Source organism: Yersinia sp. 22-579 (genome assembly GCF_030433455.1).
Classification (GTDB): Bacteria; Pseudomonadota; Gammaproteobacteria; order Enterobacterales; family Enterobacteriaceae; genus Yersinia; species Yersinia enterocolitica.
The window spans coordinates 183,028-209,848 of record NZ_JAUJTZ010000011.1; the positions used below are offsets into that span (position 1 = coordinate 183,028).

Here is a 26,821-nt window from a genome sequence, read left to right on the forward strand (position 1 = left end):
AGAGGTATGAGGAAATAGGCAATGAAATACAATAATAGATTTTGGTCACATATCCAGTGTGTAACCCATCTTGTGATGCTATTGCATCGTAGTTGTTTTGACTTCCATCTGTTTAACGCCAGATAATTTTTCTTCTTCAATGGTATCTCTTGTTGTGGACCGTCATTCTTTATTCTGAATTCATTATGTTTGGGTACTCAGTCACTGAGTCTTCATGATTGTGCTATCTCTAATTTTTCAGAATGATCAGTAGTCTTTGGCTTTTCACAATATTTTGACACCATATTCGGTGGTCTATGTCACCTGACATTCGTTATTTCCGTTTCAATAATTCAGTAAGTTGAATTATTACGGGTAGCCGTGCCTTGCTTTCAGAATTAATGGAAATTAATTCTGTGATCATGCTTAGCTATAAATAAATGAAGAGATAGGTAATATGGAAAAATTAAAAGTTGCGGTCAGTGCCAATACATCAAATTGCTTTACCACTGGACGTGAAATTGTTGATATTCATGATACAAATTTCACTGATATCTCCGCCGTCGTTATTTCCGTAGATGACGCAGTGACGGGTCTACTCGATAGGATAGAACAAACCGGTTTTGGCCTGCCGATATTCGTTGCCGTTTGCCACCAAGAAGAGTTACCCGCTGAAATCTTACCGCGAGTGACTAGTGTGTTTGAACTGGATGATGGCAATAATGATTTTTATGGTAAACAACTGGAAGCCGCCGCAACCAAATATGAAAAAGAAGTCCTGCCGCCATTTTTCGGCAGCTTAGTAGAATATGTGCAGCAGGGGAATGCCGCGTTCGACTGCCCAGGGCATCAGGGCGGGCAATTCTTCCGCCGCCATCCGGCTGGCCGTCAATTCTTTGATTATTTTGGTGAGACCTTATTCCGTTCCGATTTATGCAATGCTGACGTTTCTATGGGTGACCTGCTCATTCATGAAGGGGCACCTTGTGCGGCACAGCAACACGCGGCAAAAGTCTTTAATGCCGATAAAACCTACTTTGTTCTGAATGGAACCTCTTCTTCAAATAAAGTTGCACTACACGCTTTATTGACCCCAGGTGATTTAGTTCTTTTTGATCGTAATAACCATAAGTCTGTCCATCATGGTGCATTAATTCAGGCTGGGGCGACCCCGGTATATTTGGAAACCGCGCGTAACCCATTTGGTTTTATCGGTGGCATCGATTCGCACTGCTTTGAAGAGAAATATCTGCGCAATTTAATTCGCGAAGTGGCACCAGAGCGGGCCGCAGATCAACGGCCATTCCGGTTGGCTGTGATTCAGTTAGGCACCTATGACGGTACGATTTATAACGCTCGTCAAGTGGTGGATAAGATTGGTCATCTGTGTGACTACATTCTGTTTGACTCTGCATGGGTGGGTTACGAACAGTTCATCCCAATGATGAAAGATTGTTCTCCACTGCTGCTGGAATTGAATGAAAACGATCCGGGTATTCTGGTGACTCAATCTGTCCACAAGCAGCAGGCTGGCTTCTCTCAGACTTCTCAAATCCACAAAAAAGATAAGCATATCAAAGGCCAGGCGCGCTATGTGAATCATAAACGAATGAATAACGCGTTTATGATGCAGGCCTCAACCAGCCCATTCTATCCACTATTCGCTGCGCTGGATGTGAATGCCAGGATGCATGAAGGCGAAAGCGGTAAGCGCATGTGGATGGACTGCGTCAAGCTGGGGATCGAAACCCGTAAACAGTTGCTGAAGCTGTGCCAACACATTCGGCCGTTCGTGCCGGAAACTATTGATGGCCGTCGGTGGGAGGAGTTCGATACCGACCAAATGGCCAATGATCTGCGCTTCTTTGCCTTTGTTCCGGGAGAACGTTGGCACTCCTTTGCGGGCTACGCTGAACATCAATATTTTGTCGACCCATGCAAACTGATGCTGACCACACCGGGTATCAATGTGCAGACCGGCGAGTATGAGAAGTTTGGTGTCCCGGCCACCATTCTGGCGAACTTCTTGCGTGAAAATGGCATCGTGCCAGAAAAATGCGATCTTAACTCGATTCTGTTCCTGCTGACCCCAGCGGAAGATATGGCCAAGATGCAGCATCTTGTTGCTCAAATTGCGCGTTTTGAGCGCCTGTTAGAGCAAGATGCGCCGTTAGCTGAAGTATTACCATCAATCTATCAGGCTAACGAAGCGCGTTATCAGGGTTACTCCATCCGCCAGCTGTGTCAGGAAATGCATGATCTGTATGTCAGCCACAATGTGAAAGAGTTACAGAAAGAGATGTTCCGTAAGGCGCATTTCCCGAAAGCAGTAATGAATCCGCAACAAGCACATATCGAATTTGTCCGTGGCAATATCGAGTTGGTGGCATTGGATCAGATAGAAGGCCGTATCGCCGCCGAGGGCGCGCTGCCTTATCCACCCGGCATTCTGTGTGTTGTTCCCGGTGAAGTATGGGGCGGTTCAGTACAGCGGTACTTCCTGGCGTTGGAAGAGGGCATTAACCTGTTGCCGGGCTTTGCGCCTGAGCTACAGGGGGTCTACATCCAGCAAGATACCGATGGCCGTAAACGTGCTTATGGCTATGTCATCAAACCATAAGCTGTTGGCTATGTATTGAGCCAAATTGATTGTTTGATAACCAAAATTGCGGAGAGATGGCTTTATCGTCGTGCTCCAGCCATGCTCTCCGCTTTCTCAATTTTTACAGAGAGAAAGGATAATGAGTGCGTCTAAATCGAACAAAATGGGTGTTGTTCAGCTCACCATTTTGACTGCGGTGAATATGATGGGGTCAGGGATCATCATGCTGCCAACTAAGCTGGCGGAAGTGGGGACTATCTCTATCGTTTCGTGGTTAGTGACCGCTGTGGGGTCGATGGCGCTGGCCTATGCATTCGCCAAATGCGGGATGTTTAGCCATAAGTCTGGCGGTATGGGCGGTTATGCGGAATATGCTTTCGGTAAGTCTGGCAACTTTATGGCCAACTATACCTATGGTGTTTCGTTATTGATTGCTAACGTGGCTATTGCTATCTCGGCGGTGGGTTACGGTACCGAGTTGATTGGTGCTGAGCTGAGTCCGTTGGGGATCTGTCTGGCAACGATAGGTGTGCTGTGGTTGTGTACTGTTGCCAACTTCGGTGGTGCACGCATTACCGGTAAGATCAGTGAAATTACCGTCTGGGGGGTTATCATCCCGGTGGTGGGTTTGTCCGTCATTGGTTGGTTCTGGTTTAGCCCGACCCTATATGCCGAGTCCTGGAACCCCTATCATGTGCCAACTTTTGAAGCCATTGGTGCTTCGATTGCCATGACCTTGTGGGCGTTTTTGGGGTTGGAGTCAGCCTGCGCCAACACTGATGTGGTAGAAAATCCGGAGAAAAACGTCCCTATTGCGGTGTTGGGCGGAACACTGGGTACAGCGGTGATTTACATCGTTTCAACCAACGTGATTGCCGGTATTGTGCCGAATATGGATTTAGCGAATTCTACCGCGCCTTTCGGTTTGGCTTTTGCCCAGATGTTTGACCCTACCGTGGGTAAAATTATTATGGCGCTGATGGTGATGTCTTGCTGTGGTTCCTTGCTAGGCTGGCAGTTTACTATTGCCCAAGTGTTTAAATCCTCCGCCGATGAAGGTTATTTCCCGAAAGTCTTCTCCAAAATCAGTAAAGCAGAAGCGCCCATCAAAGGCATGCTCGTTATTGTGGTTATTCAGACAGTACTGTCTTTGATGACTATTAGCCCTTCACTGAATAAGCAGTTTAACGTACTGGTTAATTTGGCAGTGGTTACCAATATTATTCCTTATATCTTATCGATGGCGGCGCTGATTATTATTCAGAAAGTGGCTAAGGTTGATCCTTCTAAGGCTCGAGTAGCCAATATCATTGCACTAATTGGTGCTCTATATAGCTTCTATGCCCTGTATTCATCCGGTGAAGAAGCCATGATGTATGGCGCTATCGTGACTTTCCTGGGGTGGACACTCTATGGTTTTGTTTCACCGCGCTTTGAAATTCAAGATAAAAAAATGTAACGCTAGCAGATAACTTTCTGCAATTTAGCGGGTAAAACCTGGCTCAGAGGTGTGCGAGGGCATTGCTCTGAGCCTTTTCAATCATGGCACTAACTATCTGGTACATCCTCCACTAACAGTATTCTCGTTACCGTTGACATCACGGCCCCAACTCAAAGATATAAACATCAATAGGTTAATACTAAATAATATATCTAACTTATTTGTTATCGACGAGGTTCATTAGGTTAAGGCTTTATCTCGAAAATATGAGTGCTTATTAAAATAAGTAGGCACTGTTATAGCTATTTTTATTTAAGTCAGTCGGGTTTTGGTCGATACCAGAGGTAGACAAAATAAATGAGATGAGACCTATGGTAGCCCAGATAAGCAGTATCGGATTTCCAGTCCCTCGTGTTGTGAGCACTGTTATTACCGGAGCCAAACAGTCACCAGCAACGTTTCAACCTTCGACTCGTGTCACTTTGAGTGATGCCTCTGATGAAATTAATGCTATTTATAATATTGGTGCGCAAAAGTTACGTACGTCGGCCACAAGTAGCAATAGCCAATTAGCCTATCTGATGAGCGCAAATCTTCATCAGCCAGTATCAGTTTCATTTCAGGGATTAGGAAAGGCGCTGTTATTGCAGTTGAAGGATGACCCAAAAGATTTCTCCAGTGCGGTGGCATCACCTGTTGATGTTCAGGTCAGTGGCGACAATGATAAGGCCGCGGCCGTTGCACTGGGCATCGTTACGCAAAGCGGTGTGAAAGTCAGTGTGTCGCTGTCCCGACAGCAAGATGGCATCGTCGCACAAGTACAAACTAGTCATGGTGACCTTGATGAAAATGAGGTTTTGGCTATTTCAGGTCTTGCCGATGCATTTCAGGCAGCTCTTGATGGATTGTCTGCTCAACCACCGGTCGTCAACATTGATGGATTAACTCAATTTGATAATACAATCCTGAAGTCGGTTGATTTGAATACTGATGTGCGGCAAGGAAATGACTCTCTCCAATCACTGAATTATCAAAGTGATAATGTCAGCAGGGGGCTAAGTTACAAAGATAGTAGTGTCTCTTTTCAATTAAATACTGACCTTAGCCATCCTGAAGTCTTGGGGACATACGGACAGCAAGTTCGAGCACTTTCTGCGTATGAACAGCAGTTAGATAGTGCAAGTTTCCGTGGACGTGGCGACAAAGCGCAAATGGATATGTTTAAGACAACTTTTCGTGCAATGAATAGCCATTATGGTTCCAATGAAATAGACAGCAGCCAAAAGACAATTTTCATGTCGGAGTCGGATAAGGCGCGTACTTATCAGAGTGGTTTGGCTGATTTTTCAGCATCTTTCCAGCAAGCGGAAACATCCTCCAATCCGCTTAAGAAAGATGAGAAAGATACCTTCGCATACAATTTTAGCCAAACGACGGAAGAGAGCAGCAACAGTAGAGGTGAGCTTAGTCAGAGGGTGCAGAACACAAAATCCCACCTGCAAGCCAGTTATCATGAAGCACTGGATCCAACTGTGCCGTTGTCACTAGGTATGCTGGAATTGTCGCAAAGCTATACTTATCATCAGATTAATGATGAAAGTTCGTCTCAGACCGTGTTGGATTTCAGAAAAGGGTTTTTAGCTACGGTAGCGTCTTCTAAAACGACTCATAATATGGAGTTGGTGAAAAAATATGTTTCCGGGCGTTTGGTGGATGAAAACAGAACACCGTATGACAATGAAAAAACGCATCAACTTCAGCTGAAACAGTTCTCTTTCTGACTGGAAGTATCAGACTTTGACAATATTAAATAACCTGAAAATCAAAATGTGATAACTCGTTTATCATTGTAGGACAAGAGAAACATCACTCTTTCGGGTTAACTTTTGTCATGAAAATAAGTTGTTATCAGAGGGTTTTTTCTATGTTCGACTGCGCCCTCTGATTATTTGTGGGGGGACTGTTAATTAAGGAGAACTTTATATCTCACATACCATTGCTGACGCTGATGCCACCTTAATGCTCGCCAGAGAACACTCCTACGAGGTGCTTCGCAACTCAAATATATGGCTGGTGGTGGCGTCGGCTCCATGTATGGCTCCATCGATGTGACGGAAGGTTCTGTAGCCCCACTTGCCTATTTTTATGGTGCAACCCACCCGTTACGTTAGGATTTCTGAGTCACCGGTTCAAATACAAAAGGTTTCTCTGATTGGAAATGTGCTGAGACATCGCCGGTATATTGAGCCGCTTGTGGCGTATTAACCTTCAGTTTTTTCACGTCAGCAGATTCCGAAAAATCGATCTTATTAAAATCGACCCAAAATGTATTTGGCATCAACGTGGATTCAAAATAATAAATCTTATTTTTCTGGTCGGAGAGAGTTCTCCAGCGAGTTGATGAGATATTTGGCTCATCCGGTGTACTGATACCATAAGGAACTGAGACCGAACGAATAACACTCAGTACACTCGCGGTAGCCAGTTGCTTATCAGTATATTTGGGAATGGCATTAATATAAAACTGCGCCCGCACAAAGCGATCACTGGAGCTATTAGTGCCCGGCAGCATGTTAGTCCCACCAATTTTTTGCCAATACGAGTTGATAGCTAATTGCTTGTCATAAGTCGGTGAGTTGGTGACAACTTGATATTCCCGGCTGTGGTGAATAGTAAGTTTGCCGTCAATATATTCAAATATGGCGCTATCGCCACTGGCGTCAGATAGTGTTAGATGAATAGTGCCTAGCCTTTCCTGCCCGGGGACTTTACTGGTTAAGACAGTAATAGGTTCTTGCTTAAAGTAATTCACCGCTTCATCGACGGTAGCAAAGTTATCAAGAACATATTGGCCCCAGGCTGCCAGCGAAATATTGGGTTTAGCGGGGGTTGGCTCTGGATATTGGGATTCAGCCAACCACAGCATATTTACCACCAAGCCCTTTTCATTCATACCGTCAGTGGTGGCAATATTGTAGGCTGCGGTAATCACGCTGCCATATTTTGATGTCCAGGCCACGGAGTTTGGCCCTGCATTCCCGGTGCGCTCCATTCCTCGTGGAAATATCCACAGGTCAGAGTGAAGGTCTTCTTTCCAATCCATCGACCGGCCGGTTATCACTAAATTTTCCGGCCCCAAATAAACAGCTCTGGTACAGGCTTGTGCTGCGGGTATTAGTGTGATGGTACCGACAAAGGCCATGGCACCTAACAGAATTTTAGCTATCCGGTTTTTATTCATAAGTTACCTTTCCTTTATTACAACAATCAAAATACTTAAGTAGCAATTTGTAACTATGGTTGATGTTCATCTGGTTGTTAATAGTAGATTATCTGTCAAATAAGATCATGGTTTTGTAGCTTCCTTCCCGCAACTCGAATTATTTAGGGGATATCTCCGGGCCTTGATTTTAGCCAGATGAAGGTAGTGATAAATCCCTGCGGGCAACCAAACCCCATGGCTTGGTAGGATCACCCAACTTTTGTGTTCCGTTTGAACATGCACGACACCGCTTAAGGTATGCAGCAATTGAGCACAGTCGTGGCTCATTGTATTCCTAACAAATGATCTGAAATATCTACAAGTGCCGTAGGAAGACTCTATGGAAAATTCGCTAATAAAAAACTAAGGTCGGTAGGGCGGTAATCGCTCAGTGGGTGTGCTGCGTTTGGTCAATTAACGCTATGTTAATATATAAACCATAAAAACCTCCTTATTCTATATAGACAGTTAGGATAGAGCGAATTCATTGCTTTCAGAGTAGATGGGTATTTTTCCGGCTACATTCATGATAAATAAATGAAGCTCTGAATCTGTTTCTATCCCTAACTTACTCATGGCATTACGTTTATGGTTACTGACAGTTTTTATACTACGTTGAGATTGAACAGCAATCTCAGAAACCGATTCACCGAGCGAAACTCTGTCAAGAACCTCAATTTCATTATTGGTCATCATTCGGTTTGTCGAATTACGCCCAATCGCATTTTTCGTTAATTCCCCACTATAGTTATTGCTGCAAAAAAACTCTCCTTTGCTGATTTTAATGATATTATTCTTTAAGTTATTCAGGCAATCACTGCGTGATAATATCGCATCCATCTTCATATATGACAGATACCGTAACACACTGATACTTTTGATATCGGTATAGAGTACAAATTTAATATCAGGCCAACGTATTTTGAGTTGATAAACCTGTTTTATACTATGAAATGGTTTGTCATCTGCAACTAAAATCCCGATAAAAACGATATCTATATCTTTATGATTTAATTCATATTCTAATTGTTGAAAATTATCAGCAATGCTTACTACATTGATATCAAGTGTTTTTTCTTTCAGTCCGTGCTCTAATCCCAATACGGCTAATGGCGAACGATCTACTAATGCAATATTCATATTGTAGTCCCTTTAATAGGTTGTTATTTCTATGAAGGCGACAGATTAATTCTTATTTCTTAAAATATTGTCTATACTTAAATAGACGTTAATATTTTATTTTTGCTGTCTGTGCATTCAGTTTATGCAGCTATATTAATGATTGTTTTTATTCTATGTTCGGTAGTTTAGTTGCCTGAATGTTAGGTTTTGTACAACCTGTTACTAATTGTAAATATGCAGATTATTTGCTTGCTACGGGCGTAGTAATACAGGGCTGGAGAAAATTCAGCCCTGCTACGTTATTCTTAAAATTTAATTATCTAAAATAAAGTGAGTGATCGTGACTCTACTTTTATATTTATAGCCAAAACGTATCAGGTGGTTACGGGAGGGCGATACTTACAGGGGAACTCCAGAGTAAATTTCGCGCCACCTAACTCTTCAGAACGAGTAACACTGAGACTACCGCCATGTAATTGAACGACCTGTAGAGCAATAGATAGACCTAAACCGAAGCCACTGATTCCTGCTTCTTCATCAACTTTACCGCGATAAAACGGTAAGAATATCTTTTTATAATCAGCCTGATTAATACCACGCCCATCATCTTCGACGACAACAAATAAACGTTCACCCACCCGCTCAGCACTCAGATAAATATTTTTCCTGGCATATTTTTTAGCATTGCTGAGCAGGTTTTGCGTAACATAAGGCATGACCTGAGGATCAATCTCTATCCAACCCAAGTCATCACTGACGCGGAGTTTTACATCTATTCTCCGGTCGCTGAGATGGGATATTTTTACCTGTTCTTCTAACCATGTTGATGCGTATTGTTTACGCGGATGAATACGAACGCTACCGCTCTCAAAACGTGCATAATTCAATGCCATCGAAATGAGTGTTTCCACTTCATCCAATTCTTGATAAACCCGATTAATATCAGAAACATCGCCTTTGTCTGAATGATGGTCGAGATAGTTCGCCAAATGAAAGCGAATGCGTGCAATTGGGGTACGGAGTTCATGGGCCATCGTGTGGCTCATCTCTTGCCGCAAGGCGACAAACTGTTGAACTTTTGCGGCCATGCTATTGAGGGCCAATGCAATCGGTCTGACTAGATATGACTGTTTGGGTGATGCGCGTGCAGTGAGATCGCCGGCGCTTAATGCTTGTGCAGTGCTACGCAAATTATTGACGCTATTCCATACTGGCCTTAGCCATATATAGGAAAAAATAAAACTTAATATGATGGTCCGCCCCACTCAAACAATAAAAGCTGTATTTCGTAGCCTGATATGCCCTCGGAATTATCATTTAAAGTGGCGATAATAGGGCCAATCAACAAAACTTCATCAGTGCCCTTGATGCTTTTATAGATAAAACCGTCATGAACAAAAAGCCCTCCATCTTGGAGCAAAGTTTGATAGTCCTCTTTATTCATTCGATTTTTCAAGTTAGAGGTCTTTTCTATGCTCAGTGGAAAAGAAAATAAACTGTTCATTTTTTGCACGTATTCGTGCCAGTTTTGTGGAGGTTGCATGCGCATATGTTCCTCAATACTGGCGAGGGTTTTCTGCATCATTTGGTATTGAATCATATGCGTCAGGGTTTGAGTCACCTGGTTTCGGATAACCAATACTGAGTAATAAAGAGCTAAAGCGGCTAATAACCAAAACAAGTAAAACCGCAGAAATACCCGAAACCGTGGTGTAAATTTTATTTTCATAATCTGCAGTCTCAATCAGTCCCAGCCATGACTGTTAAATAGATAGCCTTTACTCCTCAGGGTTTTAATCCTGTTGGGAATATCAAGGTCATCATCGAGTTTCCGACGTAATCGGGAAATATGAATATCAATTGTGCGATCGACACCATCAAAATCGATGCCTTTTAAACCTAACAATAATTCATCCCGACTAAGCACTTTACCTGCATCTTTAGCCAGCAGCAGCAGCACATCAAATTCTGCTGTTGTCATCGGAATATCTTGTTCATACAAAGTGACAGTTCGAGAGGCGGGAGCAATTGTCAGTTGACCAAAGATCAGATTTGTTGATTCTTCAGTATGTATTGTGGCGTTTTGAAGGCTGTTTAGTGGCTGAGTGAATCGACGTAACTGCGCGCGGACTCTTGCCAGCAATACCCGTGGTTCAATGGGCTTAATAACATAATCATCGGCACCCAGCTCAAGCCCCAATATTTCATCCAGGCTCTCTCCTAATGCAGTGATCATTATAATCGGGCCGTGGTAAAACTCGCGAATGACCTTGCAAACATCAAGTCCATTCATGCCTGGCAACATAATATCCAGTAGAATCAAATCAATAGTGTTATTTCTCACATAATCAGCAACAGTATCGCCGCGGCTAATTACTTTTACTTCGAACAGTTGTTTAGCTAAAAATTCAGCGATTAAAGTGGCCAGACGGTGATCATCCTCTACTAACAGTATTTTAGTTACTTTCGACATTATGGCCCCAACTCAGATCTATAAACATACCTGGCTTAATGCTAAACATTATAATCAACTTATTTTTTGTCGATGAGGAATATCACGTTAAAACCTTAGCCTGCGGTATAAAACACGATAAAAAAAACATAATTGAACCAATTCGGATTTTTCTGTTGCGAATGACGGTGTAGAAATCAATTTGCTGCATTGGTAACACATGGTGTGGCAATGATGGAATGGGTTATAAGTGGATAGGGTGCGAAGAGGGATAATCTATTGAAGCTGAACGCAGTTGGTGGAGGTTTCGTAGGGGCTAATTCTGTTTGGAGAGCGCAAATACCAGAAAGCAAAAAACCAGCTATTAAGCTGGTTTCTTTAAATATGGTGCCCGGACTCGGAATCGAACCAAGGACACGGGGATTTTCAATCCCCTGCTCTACCGACTGAGCTATCCGGGCAACGGGGCGCATTAAACCGTATTAGCACCAAATCGTCAATGAGTTTCTCATATAAAGGCGATCAGTTGTTCTCTTTTCATGCGAAAGTCGCTAGAAAGTGTTGGCACGATGATTTTTTCATCGTAATGCACTGTTTCATCTGCTTGATTTATAGATTTTTTATTTTTCAATTCGTTAGATAACAATAGCTTAGATATTCACTAAATATGCATTTTTATTGAATTTCAAGGGTTGAATCGCTCCCGTAAACATGTAATTATTGCGCGAATTTAGCGTTACTATTCATTCGACTAGTCCATATCATTTTGAGAGTTTAAGCGGGGGCGGTTATGGCATTTTCACTCTATCCAATGCATATTCAGCGCCTTACGTGTCACTTCTTCTGCTCCATTTCTATTAAGTCTCTTATCACTTCCATGCGGTAAGGCTACGTGTTGCTCACTGTTAGGCATTATTAAAAATAGAGCTAACACTCTGATTTTACTGATGTCTATTGGTCGATGCTGAGACCAGTTCATTCACTATTCTGGCTTTCCTTTTGCTGGGAGACGTGTATGTCTAAGATATCAATTTGCCGGCATCACAAAAGCTACTCAATGTGATGCTATCTATATGCCAAAGTGGCAGCCTCATACCTGACCGTTTGAGAGTAAGTGACATGACACAATTGAAAATAGCAACAAGTGCTCGTTTGGCTTCTTATATAGAAAGCCAGCGTGGAATGGTATATCTCAATCAGACTGATTTTACGGATGTTGCCGCCGTGGTGATGTCGGTAGAAGATGCGAATGCCGGTATATTGTCAAAGCTATATGATCTGGGCTTTGCTATTCCTACTTTTGTTGCTGTCACGGCAGAACAGACGGTTTCTGCGGAGTATTTGCCTCTTATTAAAGGCATCATCACACTCGGTGAGGCAAATAAGGCATTTTATAATGCTCAGGTAGAGGTTGCCGCCAGTGAATATCAAAAAAATCTGTTACCGCCTTTTTTCTCAACATTAAAGAAATATGTTGAGATGAAAAACTCAACCTTTGCTTGTCCAGGGCATCAAGGTGGTGAGTTCTTCCGTAAGCATCCCGCTGGCCGTCAGTTTTTTGAATTCTATGGTGAGACAATTTTCCGGTCAGATATGTGTAACGCTGATGTCAAATTGGGCGACCTACTTATCCATGAAGGCGCGGCAAAAGATGCACAGAAATATGCAGCGAAGGTCTTTAATGCAGATAAAACCTATTTTGTTCTGAATGGGACTTCAGCGGCTAATAAAGTGGTTACTAATGCTTTATTGACCCGTGGTGATTTGGTGTTATTCGACCGAAATAACCATAAATCCAACCACCACGGTGCACTAATTCAAGCAGGGGCAACGCCTGTTTATTTAGAAACTGCTCGTAACCCGTTTGGTTTCATTGGCGGTATTGACGCACACTGTTTCGATGAGCGTTATTTACGCCAGCAATTGAGTGAGGTTGCCCCTGAACGTGCGGGTGATGCACGGCCATTCAGATTGGCTATCATTCAGTTAGGTACCTATGACGGTACGGTGTATAACGCACGGCAGGTGGTTGATAGTATTGGTCATTTATGTGATTACATTTTGTTTGACTCGGCGTGGGTGGGTTACGAACAATTTATCCCAATGATGAAAGATTTCTCGCCGTTACTGCTGGAACTCAATGAAAACGATCCTGGGATTATTGTGACTCAGTCGGTACACAAGCAGCAGGCTGGTTTTTCCCAAACCTCGCAAGTACATAAAAAAGATAACCATATCAAAGGACAAAAGCGCCACTGTAACCATAAGCGTTTTAACAATGCATTTATGCTACATGCCTCGACCAGCCCGTTTTATCCATTATTTGCGGCATTGGACGTCAATGCCAAAATACACTCTGGCGATAGTGGCCGCCGTATGTGGATGGACTGTGTCAAACTCGGTATTGAGACCCGTAAATTATTATTAGAGCGCTGTTCAATGTTGCGGCCATTTATTCCACCTACAGTGAGGGGGAAAAATTGGCAGGATTATGATACGGATATTATTGCCAATGATGCTCGCTTCTTTAATTTTGGGCCCAATGAACGCTGGCATGGGTTTGAAGGATATAACCAAGACCAATATTTGGTTGACCCATGTAAGTTATTGCTGACCACGCCGGGTATTGATGCCAGTACTGGACAATATACCCAGTTTGGTGTGCCAGCAGCGATACTGGCGACGTTCCTGCGCGAAAATGGCATTGTGCCGGAAAAATGCGATCTGAATTCGATCTTGTTCCTGCTGACGCCGGCGGAAAATCCAAGCAAAATGGCTCATCTGGTTGATATGTTGGTGCAATTTGAGCGCTATCTTGAACAAGATGCACTGCTGTGTGATGTGTTGCCGACGATATATCGTAAAAATGAAGAGCGTTATCGCGGTTATACCTTACGTCAGTTATGCCAAGAGATGCATGACCTGTATGTCCGTTATGATGTGAAGCAGCTGCAAAAGGATATGTTCCGAAAAGCCAGCTTCCCGCAAGTTGTTATGAATCCTCAGGATGCCAATATTCAATTTGTCCGTGACAATATTGAATTGATTCCTATTGCTAAGGCGGAAGGGCGTATTGCCGCTGAAGGTGCCTTGCCCTATCCGCCGGGCGTGTTGTGTGTCGTTCCGGGGGAAATGTGGGGTGGGGCGGTGCAGCGTTATTTCCTCGCTTTAGAGGAGGGGATCAATTTACTGCCGGGCTTCTCACCGGAATTGCAGGGTGTTTATATCGAAAAAGGTGATGTAGAGCGGCGACGTATTTTTGGTTATGTAATTACTCAGTAATCTGAAAACAGTATGACAGCCGATGAGAATGTCGGCTGTCATACTATGTTTTATCCCTATCAGGATGATCAGTAACCGAAATAACGTACCAATAAAACAGTACCTGAAAGCAATAGTAAGATGTTTATGATCTTAATCAATTGTTCACGACTGATCCCTAAGCTGATTTTATTGGCAATCGCCAATCCGACTAACATCCCAGGGGCTAATAGCAATACCATCCATAGAATTGACAAGTCCATGTAGACTCCGGCTAGCGCAAATAAAATCACTCTGGTTAGGGTACTCAGGCCAATAAGTGTCGTCTGCGTAATCCGTAAATTATCTTTACTGGCTATCCGTCCGGATAAATAAATAGCATAGATAAACCCGCCACTACCAAATAATGCACTGAAGATACCGCCAATTAAGCCAAAAGGAATGGCGGCTGTAGGTTTGAACTGCTTTTGTGGCTTGCGTCGGCTGAGGGAGTAAATTGCATATAAAATGACAAATATGCCCAACGCTAATAGTAAAATATCGGGGCGGGTTTGCAGTAGTACCGTTGCGCCTATCAGGCTGCCAATAATCATCAATGGTACCAGGCGCTTGAGCTCAGCAATATCCGCATGGCGGCTATGACGCGCTACGTTAGTGATTGCGGCAACCATATCAACAATGGCTAACAATGGGACAATCTTTGCTATGGGGATAAATAGTGCTAAAACCGGGCTGGCAATTAACGCGGAACCAAAACCAGTAATACCAAAAATAATATAGGCAATGACCATGGTGGAGAAGATTGCCACCATTTCAAATGCGGTAAGTCCAAAGTCCATTTGTTCAATCTGCCAGTTGTGGATCGAAAATAGTGAGCGATACTATAATCGTTTTATTGCGAATGGTTGTTATTCAAATGTGCACAGTTATCCGCTGATCACAATTTTAGTCATAAAAAATGGCACAGCGAACTGTGCCATTGATATCTTTTAGACTAAGGTTGCAGCGGTATTAGTGGCGGCGGTAGCTCTTCTGAGCGCTATTCACTTTCACCAGATAACGGCGAGATTCACCTGATGGGTGTTTTGTGGTTAGCGTTTGGAATACATCGCCTGGTGCCATATTGTTAATAATATTTACTGCCTGGTTCTTGTCGCTGGAGAATACCCGCAACACGCTCCCAGCACCGCCATTATAGGAAGTAATGACTGCATAACGGCGTGAAGTGGCATTTTGAATACCGCCTAAATAGGTATTTTGCAAAATGGATAGATAGGCTGTGCCTGCATCGATATTATTAGCAGGATCAAATAGATAACTGCGGCTAGGTTGACCACTTTTACCTTTCATTTTAAACACATCCCGCCCGGCCGTGTGCTGAACAACCTGCATCAGACCTAGCGCATCAGAGCCACTGACTGCATAAGGGTTAAAGCTCGATTCTGTTTGCATAATTGCCAAAATCAGTGATTCTTCTACACCATATTTTTCGGCTGATTGCCGTACCAGCGGCAGATATTTGTGAGCTCGTTTATCCAGATGGTTAGGCACTAATTGCAGGGTCACCGACCAGATAACATGCAAACCAGACGTACGTTTTTGCATTTTGTTTTGCAGTAAATAATCGGCGAAATGTGCAGCTCGCCATTCCCAACGAATAGGCTCGCCATTGTTATCCAGTACTTGCCCATAAAGGAACGGTTCTTTGCTGATTTGGATATCGTTGGCATCAGAATAGAGATCGATAGAGCCTGGGTCATCGCCCATTAATAATGTGGTAATGATCGCCTGACGTAAGTGAGCCGCCGGATCGGTCGTGGCAATAGTTTCAACCGTAATAGTACCGGCATCAAAGTTGATATGGCTGCGGGTTTGATATTGATCCGTATACTTAACGTAATCTTTTGGGCCCGCGATTAAGACTTCTTTTAATCCCCAAATATTTTCAATGTTATGGGCAAACTGACCCATTAAAATTTCAAAACCGTTCGTGTCTTTGATAAAGGCTTCGTTATCTGCCTGATTTTTATTGCCTGAGCAAGACACTAACAAAGGTGCAATGACCAACAAAGCTAAAATTTTCTTCATCTTACAAGCCATATCTTGATGAGGAATTTACCCGTCATATTTCAAGTTACCAGTGCGTTAGCTGCCTTTTTGTAACTCGAGCTATTTAGGGTAATACCCGTCATACGGTACGTTACCAGTGTGTTGGCCCCGAGTGGTTACTGACTCGGCGGAGTATAACCTTCAATATGAATATCCTGCCCTTCAAACAGGAAATTGACCATTTCCTGTTCCAGCAATTTACGGTCTTCGACATTCATCATGCTGAGCTTCTTCTCATTAATCAGCATGGTTTGTTTAGTTATCCATTGTGACCAGGCTTCTTTCGAGATTTCGTTATAGATACGTTTACCGATTTCGCCTGGATACAGCTGAAAATCTTGTCCTTCAGCTTCCTTTTTTAAAAACGTGCAAAAAATCGTTCTGCTCATGCTCAATCCTCTTCTATGACTGACGTCAAAAAACTGTTTGGGTAGACGGCGGTGTTGCCCGTTATGGTTTTGCTAACTTAGTTTTTGCTAGCTCTTCTTTTGCTAGCTCTTCTTTTGCTAACTGAAGTAATAAACGCTCAACTGGGGCGGCCAATCCTACCGACGGTGGTTGTGCTAAGTTATACCAGAGACCTGCCCCATCATCCATGCATCCACGAGCTGATGCAGTATCCAGCCACATTGGAACAATATCCAGATGGAAGTGGCTGAAGGTGTGACGAAAAGCGGTTAACTGCTGCAACTCACTGGCAGCCATACCCCGTTGTTGCAACCAACTATCCAAATCATCTTGCTCGGCAAATTGTGGGAAACAGAATAACCCGCCCCATAGCCCAACAGGTGGGCGTTGTTCGAGCCATACCTGAGGGCCGTTTTGCAACAATAGAAAATAGGCCGTTTTTTCCGGTATCGTCTGCTTGGGTTTCTTACCTGGATAGCGCGCCCAACTATGGTTGGCATAAGCGAGACAACCTATATTCAATGGGCAAAGTTCGCACTTGGGCTTGGAGCGGGTGCAGACAATAGCGCCTAAATCCATCATTGCCTGATTAAATTGGCCCACTCCCTTGGCTGGGGTGACATCCTCACTAATTTGCCACAGTCGCCCTTCGACATCTTTTTTACCCGGCCATCCCTCAACGGCATAGCAACGAGCCAGAACTCGCTTAACATTACCGTCCAAAATAGGGAAATGCTGCCCCAAAGAGAGCGATAAAATCGCGCCAGCCGTGGAGCGGCCTATGCCGGGTAATGCGAGTATCTCGTCAAAAGTCGTCGGGAATTCACCCTGATGGCGTTCAACAACTGTTTGGGCGGCTTTATGTAGATTTCTGGCGCGGGCGTAGTAACCCAAACCAGTCCATAAATGCAGAACTTCATCCAACGGAGCAGCGGCTAAAGCACGAATATCAGGGAAACGCAGCATAAAGCGCTGGAAATAAGGAATGACCGTTGCAACCTGCGTTTGTTGCAACATCACTTCTGATAGCCAGACTTGATACGGTGTTTTATCCAATTGCCATGGCAATGTTTTGCGGCCAAAGCGTTGGTACCACTCAAGTACCACGTGCGCGAATTGTTGCGCTTGCATCATAAGCAGGTATCGATATCCGGCAGAGAATAAATTAGGGCTGGATTGCAGCATAGACTCTTCAGACTGTAAACCCCCTTCGTTCCTGACATCACAACGGTGTTAGCTGCTTTTAATGCGCATTAATCGGTTATTTACCGCTTAATTTTGTACTTATGGCCGCCAGAGTTGATAAACTGGCGTATCTTTGCATAATGCGCGTTCGTATACGCAACCAACAGACAGAAAGCACCATGATAAATGACGTCATATCTCCGGAATTTGATGAAAACGGCCGCGCGATGCGCCGTATTCGTAGTTTTGTCCGCCGTCAGGGGCGCCTGACCAAAGGCCAACAACTGGCGCTCGATAACTACTGGCCGGTGATGGGCGTAGAATATCAGCCAACCCCTGTTGATTTCACTGCCTTGTTTGGCAGTGAAGCGCCAGTAGTATTGGAAATCGGTTTTGGCATGGGAACCTCGCTGGTCACTATGGCTGCCAGCAATCCACAGCAGAATTTTCTCGGAATAGAAGTACATTCCCCGGGCGTTGGCGCATGCCTGGCTTCAGCACATGAAGCGGGCCTGAATAACTTGCGAGTTATGTGTCATGATGCGGTCGAAGTGCTGGAAAATATGATCCCGGACTCTTCACTGGACATGGTTCAGCTGTTTTTCCCTGACCCTTGGCACAAAGCGCGCCATAATAAACGTCGTATCGTCCAGGCACCTTTTGTCGAATTAGTAAAAAGTAAATTAAAAGTGGGTGGCGTGTTCCATATGGCGACCGACTGGCAGCATTATGCGGAACATATGCTGGAGGTGATGTCAGGTGCGAACGGGTACCGCAACCTTTCAGAGCAGAATGATTATGTGCCTCGTCCGGACTCACGTCCGCTGACAAAATTTGAATTACGCGGCCAGCGCCTGGGACATGGCGTTTGGGATCTGATGTTTGAGAGGAAAGAATAATGGCTAAGAATCGTAGTCGTCGTTTACGCAAAAAAATGCATATCGACGAGTTTCAGGAGTTAGGTTTTTCTGTACAGTGGACCTTCCCAGAAGGCACTGGTGTTGATGTTATTGATGAAACTGTCGATGCTTTTATCGATGAAGTCATTGAAGCAAACGGCCTGGCATTTGATGGCAGCGGCTATTTGCAGTGGGAAGGCCTGATTTGCCTGCAAGAGATTGGTCATTGCACTGATGAACACCGTGCGCTAGTGACTAAATGGCTGGAAGCTCGCAAATTGAAAAATGTAGAAACCAGTGAGCTGTTTGATATCTGGTGGGATTGATCTTCCGTTTTAACGGTAGATAATTGATAAGGGCGCCTAATGCAGGCGCCTTTGTTTTTATCAGACGCAGTTAGCGGAAACGGTTACCGGAGATTGATTGGGAGCATTGTTGTGGCAGCAGCTTTAGGGGTAACAACAGGTTTAGATAATACCTTACTGGCGGATATCTTGCAGCAGGTGCGCCCGCTGATTGGTCAAGGGAAAGTGGCGGATTATATCCCCGCCTTGGCCGAAGTTTCGGCTGACAAATTGGGTATTGCGGTCTGTACACTGGATGGCACGATATATCAGGCCGGAGATGCTAATGAGCGCTTTTCTATTCAATCGATTTCAAAAGTATTAAGTTTGACGCTGGCATTATCCCGTTATGGCGAGCAGGAAATATGGCAGCGAGTGGGTAAAGAGCCATCAGGCCAGCCATTTAACTCTCTGGTGCAGTTAGAGTTAGAAAAGGGCAAACCGCGCAACCCGTTTATTAATCCTGGGGCGCTGGTGGTGTGCGATATGCTACAAAGCCGCCTGAGTGCACCGAAGCAAAGGATGTTAGAAGTGGTGCGCCAGTTAGTGAATGATGACAACATTAGCTACGACCCGCGAGTGGCGCGCTCGGAATTTGAGCATTCGGATCGCAATGCTGCTATTGCCTATCTAATGAAGTCTTTTGGTAATTTCAACAACGATGTTCTGACGGTACTTCAGACCTATTTCCACTATTGTGCCATGCGCATGAGTTGTGTCGAACTGGCTCGCTGCTTTGTCTATCTGGCAAATCAGGGGCGCAGTATTAGTGGGCATGGCTCGCTTATCACACCCATGCAAGCGCGGCAAATCAATGCTCTGATGATTACCAGTGGTATGTATGATGGAGCCGGTGAATTTGCCTTCCGCGTGGGTATGCCGGGTAAATCGGGGGTCGGAGGCGGGATTATCGCCATTGTGCCTGACGAGTTATGTATTGCGGTTTGGTCACCGGAATTAGATCATGCCGGGAACTCTCTGGCCGGAACGGCTGCCTTAGAGCTACTGGCACAGCGGATTGGCCGCTCCATTTTTTAGGACAGCTCCCCTTTATGCCTAAAGTAAATTCTGGCAGGGTGGGAATTAGCACGTTATAAATAGCCATAGAAATACAGGATGGCACAGCTTCTCAGGAGTCTTATGTTACTTAAAATGAAAGCATTACGTACGGTCGGCCTGGCAGTATTGATGCTGACTGCCTGGCAGGCACAGGCTGATTATCAGTGCAGCGTAAAGCCGCAGGATGATGTGATTATCAGCCCGCAATCTGTACAGGTGGTGGGTGCCAGCGGTAATTTGCAGATTTCGCCCGACGGTGATGTTACCCGTAATGGCAAGACATTAACTCTGACCGATGCGCAGCGCCAGCAGGCTTTCCGCTATCAGACGGCCTTGCGCAAAGATTTACCGTGGATAGACCAAGGGGCACAGCAGCGCCTGGAGAAAGCACGGGTTTCATTGGATAAAGTGATTGTTCAGCAACTGGGCAGCAGCAGCAATGTGCGTAACCGGCTGACAACGCTGAATGATCAGCTTAAACAACAAATGAGCCGCATTATTGAGAAACGCAGCGACGGCTTAACTTTCCATCATAAAGCTATTGATGAGGTTGAAAAAGACGGTCGTCAGTTGGTGCAACAGAGCATGGGCGGTGTGTTGCAAGACAGTCTCAATGAAATGGGTGTTAAGCAGGCGACCAGCGGCAGTGGCGGTAATAATCCATTGCAGGCCATTATGGGCAATCTGGGTGGGTTGCAGCAGGCTATCCAAAACGAATGGAATAATCAGGAGCAGGATTTCCAGCAATTTGGGCACGAAGTATGTGGGCGTGTGACCGCTCTGGAGCAGCAGCGTAAGGATTTACTCAAAGCATTAAACTAATATCCCCGTCACCTTTCAAGATGCAGGGTTGTTGGCCGCGATCACTTACCCAACTCATTGAGTTATCTCAACTCCTTGGGTTCATTCTATTGCCGCCTACCTGCAACTCGAAATCTATTGGGTATAACGTGATTCTGGTTTGGCAGGTTCAGACGGAAGATGTCGTCTGAACCTGTTTTTCTCATTTATCTCGATAAAACAGGTAGCGTTACAAGAACAGTTCTAACAGCGAGTTAAGGAACAACTTCCCTTTTTCGGTGATCTGCCAGTATTCCTCTGTTTCGATTAAATATTCTTTCGCTAATGCCTCGTCCAATTGTGGGCGAATTGTGCTTTCAGCTAATCCGGTAAAATGGGTGAAATCTGCCCGTGGCGCAGCTTCCAGTAAGCGGAAACGGTTCATAAAGAACTCAAAAGGCCGTTCTGCGGCTTCTACCTCGTACTGCTTATCGAGATATTTACCCTGCATAAAACCACGCGGGTGTTTGGTTTTTATCGTGCGTAGGATCCGTCCATCACGGAAAGTGATTTTACCGTGTGCACCACAGCCAATTCCCAGATAATCGCCAAAGCGCCAGTAGTTTAGGTTATGTTGGCATTGATAACCCGGTTTGGCATAGGCGGAGGTTTCATATTGCTGATACCCGGCGGCACTCAATAACTGATGCCCTTGCTGGAAGATATCCCACAGCGCGTCGTCATCTGGCAGTGTCGGTGGGCGCGAACTAAAGCCAGTATTTGGCTCAATCGTCAACTGATACCAAGACAGGTGTGGTGGATTTAAAGCAATGGCCTGGCGCAAATCATCCAGTGCTTCTTCCAGTGACTGATCCGGCAAACCGTGCATTAAGTCCAGATTAAAACTACGCAGCTCCAGTGAGGTTGCCAGTTCTGCAGCACGCTTGGCCTCATCCGGCCCGTGTATCCGCCCCAGCCGTGTTAATTTCTCGGCACTGAAGCTTTGCACCCCAATGGAGATACGATTGATACCGGCGCGCTGATAGCCGCTAAAGCGATCCGCTTCCACGGCACCGGGGTTGGCTTCCATAGTGATTTCAGCATCAATTGCCAGTGGCAATCTGGCTCGAACACCATCAAGTAACAGTTGCATCGCCTCGGCGCTGAGCAAGCTTGGTGTGCCGCCACCAATAAAAATGGTGCTAATCTCACGACCACTGACCAGAGGCACGTCGACATCGAGATCCGCTAGCAAGTGCTCTACATATTCCTGGTGGGGAACATCGCCTTTCAGTGCATGGGAATTAAAGTCACAGTAAGGGCATTTCTGCACACACCAGGGAATGTGAATGTAGAGACTCAGCGGGGGTAATTTAAGCATTGCGCAGGGCATCCAACATCAGTTTCAGTGCCTGACCACGATGGGAAACCGCGTGTTTTTCTTCACGAGTCAATTCTGCGGCTGTTTTACCCAGTTCCGGGACATAAAAAATAGGGTCATAACCGAACCCCGCCGCACCAGCAGGTTGGTGAGCAATCACACCCGGCCATTGACCATGGAATACCAACGGCGTTGGGTCTTCCGCATGACGCATATAGACCAGCACACAATGGAATTGGGCACCGCGCTGCTCATCAGGAATATCTTTCAACGCGACCAGCAGCTTCTCAAGATTTTGTTGATCACTGGCATCAGCACCGGCGTAGCGGGCGGAATAAATCCCAGGCGCTCCCCCCAAAGCATCAACGGCTAAGCCTGAGTCATCAGCAATAGCCGGTAAACCGGTGGTTTGTGCGGCATGGCGCGCTTTCAATATGGCATTTTCGATAAAGGTTAAGCCGGTCTCTTCGGCAGATTCGACGCCCAGTTCGGTTTGCGCGACGACATCCAAACCAAAATCGGCCAGCAAGGTTGCCAGCTCGCGCACTTTGCCGGGATTACCGGTGGCTAATACTACTTTTTGCATGGAAGAGTCCTGAATTTCATTATTCTAGCGGGAAGTATTGATCATTCGAGCAGTGTCGCAACTTCGGGGGGGATCTGTTGCGGGTTAACGATTTTGATCTGTTTATGCCGCCCCAATTCGCCCTTTTCGATAATCACCTGGCTTTTTGCTACCCGGAACTGTTTAGCGATAAATTTGATCAAATGAGCATTAGCTTGACCATCAACGGGTGGGGCGGTAATGGCGACTTTAAGTTCATCGCCGTGTAAACCGACTATCTGGTCACGGCTGGCTTTCGGCTGAATATATAGCCTGAGAGCCAGCCCGTCCAGCAATGGGGTAACCGCACTCACAGCACGAACCAAAGCTCGCCTAGCAGATCCATACCTAAATAGTTGATCAGATACAGGATCAGAATAACCACCATCGCCGAGAAATCGATGCCGCCCATGGCGGGCAAAATACGACGAATTGGTGCCATTAACGGTTCGGTTAACTGATGCAGCAGGTAGTCCATTGGGCTACGCCCCTGACTGACCCAGCTCATTAGCGCACGAATGATCATCACCCAGAAAATCAGATAACCGGCCGCTTTCACTAATGAAATAATACCAAACAGCAAGTTATACAGGCTGAGTGACATCGAACCGCTCTGAATCAGCACTAGCAGCGGATACTTGATGGTCATCAGCAAGAACGCCAGTAGCAGCGATGCACTGTCGATCGGCCCCAAAGAAGGGATGACCCGGCGCAACGGGCCGACAATCGGTTGGGTTATTTTCACCACAAATTGTGAGAATGGGTTGTAGAAATCGCTGTGAACCCACTGCATCCAGATGCGCAACAGCAGTACCATCACATACAGGTCAATGACCGTTTTGGCCAGAAAAGTCAGCGTTAGCATGAGTTGCCTTAATCCTTTATTCAATATGGTATGCAGGTAAATAGACCGCCTATTTACCTACTTTCTCGGCCCCTATCTTAACGGGAAAGTGTCAGGGCCAGTGTCGTGTTTTGTAAATTTTGCCGCTGTTAGAACAGCTTTTCCATTTCTTTTGCTCGCACAATGGCAGCTTGCATGGCACTGGAAACAATTTGAGGTAAGTGTTGTTCGTTAAATACCCGGATTGCTTCGGCCGTCGTCCCCCCTTTAGATGTTACCTGTTCACGCAATGTTGAAAGCGGTAATTGCGGGTTGGCCTCCACTAATGCTGTTGCACCAGATGCCGCTTGCTGCACCAGCATTCGGGCGGTTTCACTGTCAAAACCTAAACGTTCGGCTTCTTGCTGCATTGCTTCCATAAACAGGAAGAAATAGGCCGGTGCGCTACCTGCGGCGGCGATAACGCTGTTGATGCCGTTTTCATCATCTACCCAACAAACTTTGCCCACTGAGCTCATCAGTGAAGCCGTGAAATCTCGGTCATCTTGCGAGACCTGCTGAGGCGCATAAAGGCCGCTCATCCCTTTCCCCACCAGCGATGGTGTGTTGGGCATGATTCGCACCAGATTGAGATTATCGCCCAACAGCGCATAGAAACGCTCTACCTGCACACCCGCGGCAATAGACAGCACCAGCTTACCGGTGAAATCGATATTTTCCTGCAAGGGTTGGCATACCGCAGCCATTAATTGCGGCTTAACGGCTAAAACAATGACTTCTGCTGTTTTCGCTTCGGCAATATTGTCGTCGCTACTGATAACGCCAAACTCGGCGGCAAGTGCATCACGGTTTTTAGCTGAAGGTGCACAAACGCTGATCATTTTAGCGGGGTAACCACCTGCCACTAAACCCGCGATAATTGCGCGTGCCATATTGCCCGCACCAATGAATGTAATATTGCGATGTTTCATTAAATCAGTTCTCCTAAACCAATGGTTTTAGGTATTTAAGCGCGGGAGCCAAAAATCGCGGTACCAATGCGCACCAAAGTACTACCAGCCGCAATAGCTGCGGCCATATCATCCGTCATCCCCATGGAAAGCGTATCCATCTGAGGGTAGCTGGCTTTTAAAGTCAAGAAGGCCTGATTCATTTGCTCAAATACCGCCAGTTGCCGTTGATAATCTGTTTCAGGTGCCGGAATAGCCATCAGCCCACGTAAATGCAGATGAGGCAGTTCACTGATACTGGCAGCCAAAGCGGGCAGCTCCGCCAGTGCAATACCTGACTTACTCTGCTCATCACTGATATTGACCTGAATGAGGATATTCAGTGCTGGCATTTCTGGCGGGCGTTGAGCACTTAGGCGCTGTGCAATCTTGAGCCTATCGACGGTATGGCACCAGGCAAAATTCTCTGCGACTAATCTGCTTTTATTGGATTGCAGCGGGCCGATAAAGTGCCATTCAAGCTGGGAGGCATGGGCGCTTTCTGCAAAATAGTGAATTTTATCCACCCCTTCCTGCACATAGTTTTCGCCAAAAGCGTATTGCCCAGCTGCGATGGCTTCTTCGATAGCGCTCACAGGCTTGGTTTTACTGACTGCAAGCAATGTCACTTCTTCTGGAGAGCGCCCGCAGTTGCGTGCAGCTGCTGCGATTTTCGCTCTGACATCCTGTAGATTCTGCTCAATTGTGCTCATATGGACCCAGGAGTTTGATATGGATTTCACCTGTCTGGATGATAAAAACACAGACTCGGATAACCCTGAATTTAATGGTGTTTCCACCAAATACATTGAGTTGGAAAAACCTGAACATGCCGATGGTGGCTTCAACGAACAGGATTTTGCTAATAAGGTGGCGGATAGTGTAAATCATAATGCATCGGATCTGCACCTTTGTACCGGTTATCATCCGGTATTGCGCATTGATGGTGAACTGAAAACCTTTACTCACTGGCCGCGCATCAATGCCAGTTGGCTTAACGGCTTAAGCCAACATTTCTTGAGTGAGGCGCAACAACGACAATTACAACAAAGTGGGCAGGTGGATTGTGCTTGTACCACGAGTGCCGGACAGCGGCTACGGGCAAATGTTTTTCAGCAACAGCAGGGGCAATCGATAGCTTTTCGTGTGATTTCTGCAATTAACCCCTCGCTAGATGAATTGGATGTTCCAGATATTATTAGTCAGATAATCGAACAAGATAATGGTTTAATTCTGGTGACCGGGGCGACAGGCAGTGGGAAATCCACCACTTTGAGCGCGATGATCAGTGCGATGAATCAAAAGCAGGCGCGCCATATCATCACGCTGGAGGATCCGATCGAGTTTCTTCATAACAGTAAATCATGTTTGATCCAGCAGCGGGAATTGGGCCGTCACACTCATTCTTTCAGTAGCGCGCTCACTGGGGCATTGCGCCAGGACCCCGATATCATTTTATTGGGAGAGTTGCGGGATCAAGAGACGATTCGTTTAGCCCTGACTGCTGCTGAAACCGGGCACTTGGTATTGGCGACATTACACACTCGCACCGCGACTCAAGCCATCGATCGGCTGGTGGATGTTTTTCCTGTGGCAGAAAAAGCGGTAATTCAGGCGCAATTAGCGGCCAGCCTGCGCGCAGTTATCGCACAAAAATTGTGTCATAAAGTGGGCGGTGGACGTATCGCCGTATTTGAGATATTGACGCAAACCACGGCGGCCAGTCATTTGATTCGTGAAGGTAAAACCTACCAACTCCCCTCGGTAATACAGAGCGGTAGACAATGGGGGATGCAAACTTTTGAGCAGGGTATGGCGCAGCGACAAAAGCAGGGTGTATTGGCTGAGCGCCATGTTAGTCAATGAAGCATGTTAGTCATTAATGGATATAGAGCCGCAAACACCGCTGCGGCTCTTATTAAAAAAGATGTTACCCAAAGTAATTGGTGTTGCAGCAAGGCAGCAAACGAATGCATCCCGATGAGCTTACAATGGTAAGTGATTCGGGTGAATGAGAGCCGCTAACACCGCTGCGGCTCTTATTAAAAAAGATGTTACCCAAAGTAATTGGTGTTGCAGCAAGGCAGCAAACGAATGCAT

At 45.5% G+C, this 26,821-nt stretch carries 24 protein-coding genes, 1 tRNA gene and 1 pseudogene; 9 read left to right on the forward strand and 17 right to left on the reverse strand.

The features are described 5' to 3' along the window. Positions 1-436: 436 nt before the first annotated feature. The 3 genes from speF (QSV56_RS14860) to QSV56_RS14870 all read left to right on the forward strand — a co-directional run bounded on the left by speF (QSV56_RS14860) (position 437) and on the right by QSV56_RS14870 (position 5,803). Positions 437-2,599, forward strand: coding sequence for an ornithine decarboxylase SpeF (speF, locus tag QSV56_RS14860; RefSeq protein ID WP_046050275.1), 2,163 nt, complete (start codon positions 437-439; stop codon positions 2,597-2,599). A gap of 121 nt (positions 2,600-2,720) precedes the next feature. Then, positions 2,721-4,040: a putrescine-ornithine antiporter gene (potE, locus tag QSV56_RS14865; RefSeq protein WP_301212958.1), complete on the forward strand. Its 1,320-nt coding sequence runs from the start codon at positions 2,721-2,723 to the stop codon at positions 4,038-4,040. A gap of 353 nt (positions 4,041-4,393) precedes the next feature. Then, positions 4,394-5,803, forward strand: coding sequence for a hypothetical protein (locus QSV56_RS14870; protein ID WP_172654500.1), 1,410 nt, complete (start codon positions 4,394-4,396; stop codon positions 5,801-5,803). Positions 5,804-6,189: 386 nt separating this feature from the next. Here QSV56_RS14870 and QSV56_RS14875 read toward each other — a convergent pair whose 3' ends face one another. The 7 genes and pseudogenes from QSV56_RS14875 to QSV56_RS14905 all read right to left on the reverse strand — a co-directional run bounded on the left by QSV56_RS14875 (position 6,190) and on the right by QSV56_RS14905 (position 11,319). Beyond that, the gene (locus QSV56_RS14875) at positions 6,190-7,263 is read right to left on the reverse strand and encodes a linear amide C-N hydrolase (RefSeq protein ID WP_019079030.1); all 1,074 of its coding nucleotides are present in this window, start codon (positions 7,261-7,263) and stop codon (positions 6,190-6,192) included. A 195-nt stretch (positions 7,264-7,458) separates the two neighbouring features. After that, a pseudogene (locus QSV56_RS14880) lies at positions 7,459-7,566 on the reverse strand (AraC family transcriptional regulator); the annotation flags it as partial. 186 nt (positions 7,567-7,752) lie between these two features. Beyond that, on the reverse strand, positions 7,753-8,424 hold the full coding sequence (locus tag QSV56_RS14885) for a response regulator transcription factor (RefSeq protein ID WP_046694568.1): 672 nt from the start codon (positions 8,422-8,424) through the stop codon (positions 7,753-7,755). 356 nt (positions 8,425-8,780) lie between these two features. Beyond that, positions 8,781-9,494 (reverse strand): HAMP domain-containing sensor histidine kinase, encoded by a 714-nt coding sequence (locus tag QSV56_RS14890; protein ID WP_127908115.1) that lies wholly within the window; start codon positions 9,492-9,494, stop codon positions 8,781-8,783. Positions 9,495-9,649: 155 nt separating this feature from the next. Continuing rightward, complete coding sequence (locus tag QSV56_RS14895; RefSeq protein WP_046694570.1) at positions 9,650-10,135, reverse strand: hypothetical protein; 486 nt, start codon at positions 10,133-10,135, stop codon at positions 9,650-9,652. Positions 10,136-10,150: 15 nt separating this feature from the next. Beyond that, positions 10,151-10,879, reverse strand: a complete 729-nt coding sequence (locus tag QSV56_RS14900) for a response regulator (protein WP_026017794.1) — start codon at positions 10,877-10,879, stop codon at positions 10,151-10,153. A 364-nt stretch (positions 10,880-11,243) separates the two neighbouring features. Next, a tRNA-Phe gene (locus QSV56_RS14905) sits at positions 11,244-11,319 on the reverse strand. A gap of 658 nt (positions 11,320-11,977) precedes the next feature. Here QSV56_RS14905 and speF (QSV56_RS14910) point away from each other — a divergent pair. Then, positions 11,978-14,140, forward strand: a complete 2,163-nt coding sequence (gene speF, locus QSV56_RS14910) for an ornithine decarboxylase SpeF (RefSeq protein ID WP_046050279.1) — start codon at positions 11,978-11,980, stop codon at positions 14,138-14,140. Between the two features lie 68 nt (positions 14,141-14,208). On the opposite strand, the gene QSV56_RS14915 is transcribed toward speF (QSV56_RS14910), so the two are convergent. The 4 genes from QSV56_RS14915 to mutY all read right to left on the reverse strand — a co-directional run bounded on the left by QSV56_RS14915 (position 14,209) and on the right by mutY (position 17,821). Continuing rightward, positions 14,209-14,958 carry a sulfite exporter TauE/SafE family protein gene (locus tag QSV56_RS14915; protein WP_046050280.1) on the reverse strand — a complete coding sequence of 250 codons (750 nt, stop codon included), beginning with the start codon at positions 14,956-14,958 and terminating at the stop codon, positions 14,209-14,211. Between the two features lie 172 nt (positions 14,959-15,130). Further along, the gene (gene mltC, locus QSV56_RS14920; RefSeq protein WP_005157159.1) at positions 15,131-16,207 is read right to left on the reverse strand and encodes a membrane-bound lytic murein transglycosylase MltC; all 1,077 of its coding nucleotides are present in this window, start codon (positions 16,205-16,207) and stop codon (positions 15,131-15,133) included. Positions 16,208-16,344: 137 nt separating this feature from the next. Then, a complete protein-coding gene (locus QSV56_RS14925) occupies positions 16,345-16,617 on the reverse strand; it encodes an oxidative damage protection protein (protein WP_046050282.1) in 273 nt (90 codons plus the stop codon). A 61-nt stretch (positions 16,618-16,678) separates the two neighbouring features. Beyond that, the gene (gene mutY, locus QSV56_RS14930) at positions 16,679-17,821 is read right to left on the reverse strand and encodes an A/G-specific adenine glycosylase (protein WP_019079025.1); all 1,143 of its coding nucleotides are present in this window, start codon (positions 17,819-17,821) and stop codon (positions 16,679-16,681) included. 179 nt (positions 17,822-18,000) lie between these two features. Here mutY and trmB point away from each other — a divergent pair, with 179 nt between their 5' ends. From trmB to QSV56_RS14950, 4 genes are all read left to right on the forward strand, one after another. After that, positions 18,001-18,720: a tRNA (guanosine(46)-N7)-methyltransferase TrmB gene (gene trmB / locus QSV56_RS14935; protein WP_046050284.1), complete on the forward strand. Its 720-nt coding sequence runs from the start codon at positions 18,001-18,003 to the stop codon at positions 18,718-18,720. Beyond that, positions 18,720-19,046 (forward strand): YggL family protein, encoded by a 327-nt coding sequence (locus QSV56_RS14940; protein ID WP_005173625.1) that lies wholly within the window; start codon positions 18,720-18,722, stop codon positions 19,044-19,046. Before trmB ends, QSV56_RS14940 begins: the two co-directional genes overlap by 1 nt. A 39-nt stretch (positions 19,047-19,085) precedes the next feature. Next, entirely contained in the window at positions 19,086-20,102 is a 1,017-nt protein-coding gene (glsB, locus tag QSV56_RS14945) for a glutaminase B (protein WP_019079023.1), read from the forward strand. A 102-nt stretch (positions 20,103-20,204) separates the two neighbouring features. Continuing rightward, entirely contained in the window at positions 20,205-20,945 is a 741-nt protein-coding gene (locus tag QSV56_RS14950; protein WP_011817048.1) for a DUF2884 domain-containing protein, read from the forward strand. A 208-nt stretch (positions 20,946-21,153) separates the two neighbouring features. Here QSV56_RS14950 and hemW read toward each other — a convergent pair whose 3' ends face one another. The 6 genes from hemW to QSV56_RS14980 all read right to left on the reverse strand — a co-directional run bounded on the left by hemW (position 21,154) and on the right by QSV56_RS14980 (position 25,434). Continuing rightward, on the reverse strand, positions 21,154-22,284 hold the full coding sequence (hemW, locus tag QSV56_RS14955) for a radical SAM family heme chaperone HemW (RefSeq protein WP_046050285.1): 1,131 nt from the start codon (positions 22,282-22,284) through the stop codon (positions 21,154-21,156). After that, positions 22,277-22,870, reverse strand: a complete 594-nt coding sequence (locus QSV56_RS14960) for an XTP/dITP diphosphatase (protein ID WP_046050286.1) — start codon at positions 22,868-22,870, stop codon at positions 22,277-22,279. The genes hemW and QSV56_RS14960 overlap by 8 nt, the downstream gene beginning before the upstream one ends. 41 nt (positions 22,871-22,911) lie before the next feature. Next, the gene (gene yggU, locus QSV56_RS14965; protein WP_005173614.1) at positions 22,912-23,202 is read right to left on the reverse strand and encodes a DUF167 family protein YggU; all 291 of its coding nucleotides are present in this window, start codon (positions 23,200-23,202) and stop codon (positions 22,912-22,914) included. Further along, complete coding sequence (locus QSV56_RS14970) at positions 23,199-23,753, reverse strand: YggT family protein (protein ID WP_019079021.1); 555 nt, start codon at positions 23,751-23,753, stop codon at positions 23,199-23,201. The genes yggU and QSV56_RS14970 overlap by 4 nt, the downstream gene beginning before the upstream one ends. 128 nt (positions 23,754-23,881) lie before the next feature. Beyond that, on the reverse strand, positions 23,882-24,703 hold the full coding sequence (proC, locus tag QSV56_RS14975; protein ID WP_046050287.1) for a pyrroline-5-carboxylate reductase: 822 nt from the start codon (positions 24,701-24,703) through the stop codon (positions 23,882-23,884). 35 nt (positions 24,704-24,738) lie between these two features. Further along, entirely contained in the window at positions 24,739-25,434 is a 696-nt protein-coding gene (locus QSV56_RS14980; RefSeq protein ID WP_046050288.1) for a YggS family pyridoxal phosphate-dependent enzyme, read from the reverse strand. Positions 25,435-25,453: 19 nt separating this feature from the next. On the opposite strand from QSV56_RS14980, the gene QSV56_RS14985 reads away from it, so the two are divergent. After that, positions 25,454-26,587 (forward strand): type IV pilus twitching motility protein PilT, encoded by a 1,134-nt coding sequence (locus QSV56_RS14985; protein WP_046050289.1) that lies wholly within the window; start codon positions 25,454-25,456, stop codon positions 26,585-26,587. Positions 26,588-26,821: the final 234 nt, after the last annotated feature.

Bases quoted from the DNA above. Each gene is read 5' to 3' on its own strand.
- speF (WP_046050275.1), top strand. From the start codon at position 437: ATGGAAAAATTAAAAGTTGCGGTCAGTGCCAATACATCAAATTGCTTT.
- potE (WP_301212958.1), top strand. From the start codon at position 2,721: ATGAGTGCGTCTAAATCGAACAAAATGGGTGTTGTTCAGCTCACCATT.
- QSV56_RS14870 (WP_172654500.1), top strand. From the start codon at position 4,394: ATGGTAGCCCAGATAAGCAGTATCGGATTTCCAGTCCCTCGTGTTGTG.
- QSV56_RS14875 (WP_019079030.1), bottom strand. From the start codon at position 7,263: ATGAATAAAAACCGGATAGCTAAAATTCTGTTAGGTGCCATGGCCTTT.
- QSV56_RS14885 (WP_046694568.1), bottom strand. From the start codon at position 8,424: ATGAATATTGCATTAGTAGATCGTTCGCCATTAGCCGTATTGGGATTA.
- QSV56_RS14890 (WP_127908115.1), bottom strand. From the start codon at position 9,494: ATGGCCGCAAAAGTTCAACAGTTTGTCGCCTTGCGGCAAGAGATGAGC.
- QSV56_RS14895 (WP_046694570.1), bottom strand. From the start codon at position 10,135: ATGAAAATAAAATTTACACCACGGTTTCGGGTATTTCTGCGGTTTTAC.
- QSV56_RS14900 (WP_026017794.1), bottom strand. From the start codon at position 10,879: ATGTCGAAAGTAACTAAAATACTGTTAGTAGAGGATGATCACCGTCTG.
- speF (WP_046050279.1), top strand. From the start codon at position 11,978: ATGACACAATTGAAAATAGCAACAAGTGCTCGTTTGGCTTCTTATATA.
- QSV56_RS14915 (WP_046050280.1), bottom strand. From the start codon at position 14,958: ATGGACTTTGGACTTACCGCATTTGAAATGGTGGCAATCTTCTCCACC.
- mltC (WP_005157159.1), bottom strand. From the start codon at position 16,207: ATGAAGAAAATTTTAGCTTTGTTGGTCATTGCACCTTTGTTAGTGTCT.
- QSV56_RS14925 (WP_046050282.1), bottom strand. From the start codon at position 16,617: ATGAGCAGAACGATTTTTTGCACGTTTTTAAAAAAGGAAGCTGAAGGA.
- mutY (WP_019079025.1), bottom strand. From the start codon at position 17,821: ATGCTGCAATCCAGCCCTAATTTATTCTCTGCCGGATATCGATACCTG.
- trmB (WP_046050284.1), top strand. From the start codon at position 18,001: ATGATAAATGACGTCATATCTCCGGAATTTGATGAAAACGGCCGCGCG.
- QSV56_RS14940 (WP_005173625.1), top strand. From the start codon at position 18,720: ATGGCTAAGAATCGTAGTCGTCGTTTACGCAAAAAAATGCATATCGAC.
- glsB (WP_019079023.1), top strand. From the start codon at position 19,086: ATGCAGGCGCCTTTGTTTTTATCAGACGCAGTTAGCGGAAACGGTTAC.
- QSV56_RS14950 (WP_011817048.1), top strand. From the start codon at position 20,205: ATGTTACTTAAAATGAAAGCATTACGTACGGTCGGCCTGGCAGTATTG.
- hemW (WP_046050285.1), bottom strand. From the start codon at position 22,284: ATGCTTAAATTACCCCCGCTGAGTCTCTACATTCACATTCCCTGGTGT.
- QSV56_RS14960 (WP_046050286.1), bottom strand. From the start codon at position 22,870: ATGCAAAAAGTAGTATTAGCCACCGGTAATCCCGGCAAAGTGCGCGAG.
- QSV56_RS14970 (WP_019079021.1), bottom strand. From the start codon at position 23,753: ATGCTAACGCTGACTTTTCTGGCCAAAACGGTCATTGACCTGTATGTG.
- proC (WP_046050287.1), bottom strand. From the start codon at position 24,703: ATGAAACATCGCAATATTACATTCATTGGTGCGGGCAATATGGCACGC.
- QSV56_RS14980 (WP_046050288.1), bottom strand. From the start codon at position 25,434: ATGAGCACAATTGAGCAGAATCTACAGGATGTCAGAGCGAAAATCGCA.
- QSV56_RS14985 (WP_046050289.1), top strand. From the start codon at position 25,454: ATGGATTTCACCTGTCTGGATGATAAAAACACAGACTCGGATAACCCT.